Annotated in this window: 7 protein-coding genes; 4 read left to right on the forward strand and 3 right to left on the reverse strand. The window is 74.3% G+C overall.

Going from position 1 to position 5,548, the window contains the following annotated elements:
- Positions 1–107 precede the first annotated feature (107 nt).
- On the reverse strand, positions 108–950 hold the full coding sequence (locus tag AC1MIR_RS21510; RefSeq protein WP_480030234.1) for a hypothetical protein: 843 nt from the start codon (positions 948–950) through the stop codon (positions 108–110).
- Positions 951–979: 29 nt separating this feature from the next.
- Here AC1MIR_RS21510 and AC1MIR_RS21515 point away from each other — a divergent pair, with 29 nt between their 5' ends.
- Positions 980–1,654, forward strand: coding sequence for a Fe2+-dependent dioxygenase (locus AC1MIR_RS21515; protein ID WP_480030235.1), 675 nt, complete (start codon positions 980–982; stop codon positions 1,652–1,654).
- Positions 1,655–1,661: 7 nt separating this feature from the next.
- Here the strand turns inward: AC1MIR_RS21515 and AC1MIR_RS21520 are convergent, their stop codons facing one another.
- Positions 1,662–2,567, reverse strand: coding sequence for a BMP family ABC transporter substrate-binding protein (locus AC1MIR_RS21520; RefSeq protein WP_480030236.1), 906 nt, complete (start codon positions 2,565–2,567; stop codon positions 1,662–1,664).
- Entirely contained in the window at positions 2,564–3,547 is a 984-nt protein-coding gene (locus tag AC1MIR_RS21525; RefSeq protein ID WP_480030237.1) for a Bug family tripartite tricarboxylate transporter substrate binding protein, read from the reverse strand. The genes AC1MIR_RS21520 and AC1MIR_RS21525 overlap by 4 nt, the downstream gene beginning before the upstream one ends.
- A 97-nt stretch (positions 3,548–3,644) precedes the next feature.
- Here AC1MIR_RS21525 and AC1MIR_RS21530 point away from each other — a divergent pair, with 97 nt between their 5' ends.
- The 3 genes from AC1MIR_RS21530 to AC1MIR_RS21540 all read left to right on the forward strand — a co-directional run.
- Complete coding sequence (locus AC1MIR_RS21530; protein WP_480030238.1) at positions 3,645–4,004, forward strand: hydroxyisourate hydrolase; 360 nt, start codon at positions 3,645–3,647, stop codon at positions 4,002–4,004.
- Positions 4,005–4,018: 14 nt separating this feature from the next.
- Entirely contained in the window at positions 4,019–4,918 is a 900-nt protein-coding gene (locus AC1MIR_RS21535; RefSeq protein WP_480030239.1) for a polysaccharide deacetylase family protein, read from the forward strand.
- The coding region (locus AC1MIR_RS21540; RefSeq protein WP_480030240.1) for an aspartate/glutamate racemase family protein at positions 4,919–5,548 on the forward strand (630 nt) is incomplete at its 3' end. It lies immediately after the preceding gene.

Here is a 5,548-nt window from a genome sequence, read left to right on the forward strand (position 1 = left end):
GCCGCGCGCGGTGACCGCGCCCGGGGTGTGGGGGGGGCCTTTGGTCTCGCCCTGGCGGGGGGGGGCCCCCCCCCCCCCCCCCCGCAGGCCCTCGATGCCGGTCCGCGTCAGCTCAGCGCGAGCTTCAGCCGCGACACGGCACCCAGCAGCGCACCGGGATCGACCGCCGGCATGGGCGATGGGCGCAGCGGTGCGGGGAAGGCCGCATCCAGCAGGGGCAGGATGCGGCCAAGCAGCGCGGCCTCCTCCGCGCGATTCGCCGCGGCGAGCTCGGGCAGCAGCGGCTGCGCGCGCGCGGCGACGACGCGGCCGAAGCCATAGCCGTCGAGATAGGGCTCGTCCGAATCGGGCTGGCGGATGGCCGCCGCGAATTGTAGCGCCGCGCGGGCGGCCATCTCGGCCACCGCGCGCAGCCGGACGTCCAGCGTCGCGCCGGGCGGCGGCGCCTTGGCCCCGGCGGCTTCAAGCTGCGCCAGCACCACATTGGCCGCCGCCGTGACCTCGGCCGGCGGGGCATTGTCCAGCGCGAGCGCGACGGCGCGCTCCATCGCGGCGCCGAAGGGCGCCACGCCGCGGGCGGCGAGCACCTCCTCGATCCCGACATACACCTCGGACATGCCGTGGGCGAACATCTCCGCCGCCGGCGCGTGGCGGCCTGCGCGATGCATGTCGCGGCCGGCGATGTAGTGGGCGGCGATCACATCGCGCGCGACGAGGACGACGACGGGGTCGGTGCGGGCGCGATCGGCATCCACGCCGCCCTCCCCGCCCTCGCCACCTTCGCCACCCTCGCCGCCTTCCCCGCCGCCGCCGGGCGCTTCGCGCGCCGGGGCCGGCTGCGCCGCGGCAGGCGCGCCCTGCGCGCCCACCAGGACGGCGGCGCCCAGGCCGACCCAGAGCTTCAGCCGCCGGCGGGGGATCGGCGGGTCGGTGTCATCGGCGCTGGTCATGGCAGGCGCTCCGTCATAAGATGCAAATGATGATCACTTGCATTGCGCGGCTCCTGGATACTCCCACGCTCGGCAAGGTCCAAGCCCTCACCGCTGCCGCCCGCTTCGAGGATGGCCGCGCCACCGCCGGCTGGCATGCCAGGGCGGTCAAGGCCAATCATCAGGCCGAGCGCCACGACCCCGCGACCCGCGAGGCCGTGGCCCTGGTCGCGGAGGCGCTGCGCGGCAACGCGGTCTTCGCCGCCGCCGTCCGACCGCGCCATCTCCGCACGCCGCTGATTGCCCGCTACGGCGTCGGCCAGGCCTATGGGACGCATGTGGACGATGCGCTGATGGCCGGGCCCGACGGCCCGCTGCGCACCGATGTCGCCGTGACCGTCTTCCTCGCCCCGCCGGACAGCTATGGCGGCGGCGAGCTGGTGATCGAGGACGGCGCCGGCGAACAGGCCTTCAAGCTCGGCGCGGGCGACGCCATCGCCTATCCCGCCACCACCCTGCATCGCGTGGCGGAAGTCACCGCCGGCGAGCGCCTGGTCGCCGTCACCTGGGTGCAGAGCCTGGTCCGCGACCCTGCCCGCCGGGAAATCCTGTTCGACCTGGAGACGGCGAAGCGGCAGGTCTTCGCGCAGCAGGGCAAGGGCGAGGCCTTCGACCTGCTCGCGAAAAGCCACGCCAACCTGCTGCGGCAGTGGATGGAGACCTGAATCGGCGTCAGCCCGGCCGCCACTCCGCGCCGTCATAGTGCTCCGGCACCACGACCGCACCGGCGATGATGTCCGACCGCAGCGCATCCAGCCGCGCGGCCAGGGCGGGCGAGACCTCCCGCGCGAGGGCGAGACGCACCGCTTCCGGCCGTTCCAGCCCGATCCGCGCCTCGGCGAAGCGGCCGGCGAGGAAGGCGGCGATGGCCGCCTCGATCGTCACGCCATTCTCGGCGATGGCGGAGGCAAGGAAGACCGGATCCTCTTCCGTCCAGTCGCGGACATTGCCGATGGCGCGCATGCCGGTTTCCTTGCAGGCCGCGATCGCGCCGCTGCGGCCGCCATCCAGCATGGCGAACTGCACCGCGGCACCGGCCGCCGCCTGCGCGCGCGTCCAGGCCTCCGCCAGCGGCGGATCGTGCTGGTTGCCGCAGAAGCCCGTCAGCAACTGCGCATCGGGCCGCGCATGGTGCAGCCCCGCCGCGAAGCCCGCGCGGCCGCGCAGGCCCGGCGGCACGGGCTCGCCCGAGAGATGCGCGGCGATGCGGCCCGGCATCCACCAGCCGGCCAAGGCGCCGGCGAGGAAGGCGGATTGCTCCTGCAGCACCTCGAAGCAGGCGATGTTCGGCCCGGCGATGCGGCCCTGCGTCACGGCGAAGGCCACGCGCGGGAAGCCCGGCGCGACCTGTCTGACGCCGGCCTCGCCCTGGCCGCCATGGGCGATCACCAGCTCGGCGCGCGCCGCGACCGCTGCCAGCGTCTCGGCGCGCCGCGCGGGCTCCGGCTCCCACACGATCTCGGGCGAGAGGCCATGCACCGCGGCCGCGCGCTCCAGCCCGGCGACCCCCGCCTGGTTGAAGCCGCCGGCGCCAGGGCGGCCGAAGAAGACTGCGGCGACCCGCGGCGACGCCGTCATGACGCGGTGATGCCGAGCGCCTTCACCGCGCCGCCGACCGTCTTCACCTCCTCCGCGACATAGGCGGCGAACTCGGGCTGCGTCATTGGCCGCACCGCGATGCCGAGCTCCTCCCACCGCTTCGCCACCGGCGGCATCGCAAGCGCCGCGGCGACCTCGGCATGCAGCTTCGCCGCGATCGGCGCCGGCAGCCCGGCCGGTGCGGAGAGACCGCGCCAGTTCTCCGCGAGCAGGCCGGGGAAGCCGGCATCGGCCGTGGTCGGCACTTCCGGCGCCATCGCCTGGCGCTGCGGCGAGGTCACGGCGATGGCGCGCAGCCGGCCGGAGCGGATGTTCTCGATGTTCTGCGGCAGCGTGTCGAAGCCGATCGGGATCGCGCCACCCAGCAGGTCCGCCAGCATGGGCGAGGAACCGCGATAGGGCACATGCGTCAGCTGCACGCCGGTCCGCGCCATCAGCTGCTCGCCGAAGATGTGGTGCACGGAGCCGGCGCCCGAGCTGCCGAAGGCGGGCGGCGCCGACTGCGCCTTGGCCCAGGCGATGAGGCCGGCAAGGTCGGTCACGCTGGCCGGCACGCGGCGCGGATTGATCATGATCACCAGCGGCGTCGCGCCGAGATACGCGATGTGGGTGAAGGACGTCACCGGGTCGTAGCCGGCATTCGGGTAGATCGGCGGCGAGGTCACGATCGGCGCGGTGTTGGACAGCAGCAGCGTGTAGCCATCCGCCGGCTGCGTCGCGACATGCCCGGCGCCGAGCGTGCCTCCCGCGCCGGGCCGGTTGTCCACGACCACCCGCTGCGGCAGGCGCTGCGACCAGATGTCGGACAGCACGCGCGCGACGATGTCGGAGGACCCGCCGGGCGGGAAGGTGACGACGATGCGGACGCTACGGCTCGGCCAGCCATCCTGCGCGCGCGCGGACCTGCTCGCGCCGAAGGCGGCTGCTGCCGCAAGAAGAGGCAGGTGACGACGGCGCATGCGGATTCTCCTGTGGGATACGCGGCCTGCCCCGCAATCCTTGTGCCGCCGCCATCCGCCCCTGGCCCGACGCCGCGCAGCGGGGCAGGATGCCGGCATGGGACAGGCGGGCGGCATCTCGGTGCATGCGGTGGATGTGGCGCGCGGGCGCGTGGCGGAGGGCCTCGCCGTGCGGATCGACCGCATCGCGCCGGACGGCGCGCGCGTGACCATCGCCGAAGGCCGGATCGGGCCCGACGGCGCGCTGCATCACGCCGTGGCGCAGGGCGCGGGTGTGCAGCAGGGCGAGCACGAGGTGCTGCTCGGCATCGGCGACTTCCACCGCGCCACGGGCAGCGAGGCGCCGCCCTTCCTGGACGTGGTGCCGTTCCGCTTCCGCGTCTTCGACCTGGCGCAGCACTACCACCTGCCGATCAAGTTCACGCCCTACGGCTATTCGCTGTATCGGGGCGCCTGATGCTGCCGGGAGGCATGCCGCCGGCCGCGCGCGATCTCGCGGGCCACGGCCCGAACCCGCCGCGCATCGCCTGGCCGGAGGATGCGCGGCTCGCGCTCTCCTTCGTCGTGAATGTCGAGGAAGGCGCGGAGTTGTCGCTGACCAGCGGCGACGAGCGCAACGAGAGCGTCTACGAGGCGCGCGAGGAGGTGGTGGGCCACCCCGACCCCTGCATGGAAAGCCATTTCGCCTATGGCAGCCGCGCCGGCATCTGGCGGATTCTGTCGCTTCTCGACGCCTACGGTGTGAAGGCGACCTTCTCCGCCTGCGGCCGCGCGGTGGCGGCGACGCCCGCCCGGGCCGCGGCGCCGGCCGCACGCGGGCACGAGATCTCCGCGCATGGCTGGCGCTGGGAACGCCATGCCGGCATGCCGGAAGCCACCGAGCGCGCCGTGATCGCCGCGACGGTGGAGGCGATCACGAAGGCCACGGGCGAACGCCCGGTCGGCTGGCACACCCGCAGCGCGTCCTCGCCCAACACGCGGCGGCTGCTGCTGGAGGAAGGCGGCTTCCTCTACGATTCCGACTGCTACGACGACGACATCCCCCGCAGCATCGCGCGCCCCGATGGCGGCCGGCACGTGATCCTGCCCTATGCCTTCGACACCAACGACATGCGCTTCGCCCCCGGCGGCGGCTTCGTTCAGCCCGAGGATTTCTCGCGCTATTGCATCAGCGCGATCGACTGGCTGCTGCGGGAGGGAAAGACGGCCCCGAAAATGCTCTCCATTGGCCTGCATCTGCGCATCATCGGGCGCCCCGCGCGCATGCCCGGCCTCGAGCAGATTTTCGAGCACGTCGCGCGCACCCCCGGCATCTGGGTGGCGCGCCGCCGCGACATCGCTGCGCATGTCCTGGCGCGGGAGCCAGGCTGAATGCGCATCCTCGTCGTCAACAGCAACACGACGGAGAGCGTGACCGCGCGCATCGGCGCCGCGGCGCGCGCGGCGGCGTCGCCCGGCACGGCGATCGAGGCCGTCACCGCGCCCTTCGGCCTGCCGCTGATCGTCAGCCGCGCCGACTGGCTGGTCGCCGGCCCCGCGACGCTCGCCGCGCTCGCGGCCCGGCGCGGCCGCTACGACGCCGCGGTCATCGCCTGCTTCGGCGACCCCGGCCTCGACGCCGCGAAGGAGTTGCTCGACGTGCCGGTGCTCGGCATCAGCGAGGCCGCCTTCCATGCCGCCGCCATGCTCGGCCGCCGCTTCGGCGTGGCGAGCTTCACCGCCGCGCTGCGCCCGATGTTCGAGGATTGCCTGGCGCATCACGGCCTCGCCGCGCGCTGCGCCGGCTTCCGCATGGGCCCGCCCTTCGCCGGCGATCCCGGCAAGGTCGCCGAGGAACGCGCGGACCTGCTCGTGGAACTGTGCCGCCAGTCGGTGGAGGAGGACGGCGCGGAGGCGGTGATCCTTGCCGGCGGCCCGCTGGCCGGCCTCGCGCCGCTGCTCGCCCCGCGCGTCGCGGGGGCCCGGGGGGGGGGCCCCCCCCCCCCCGGGCGGGCCGCCGCC

Source organism: Falsiroseomonas sp. RANM36 (assembly GCF_056682175.1).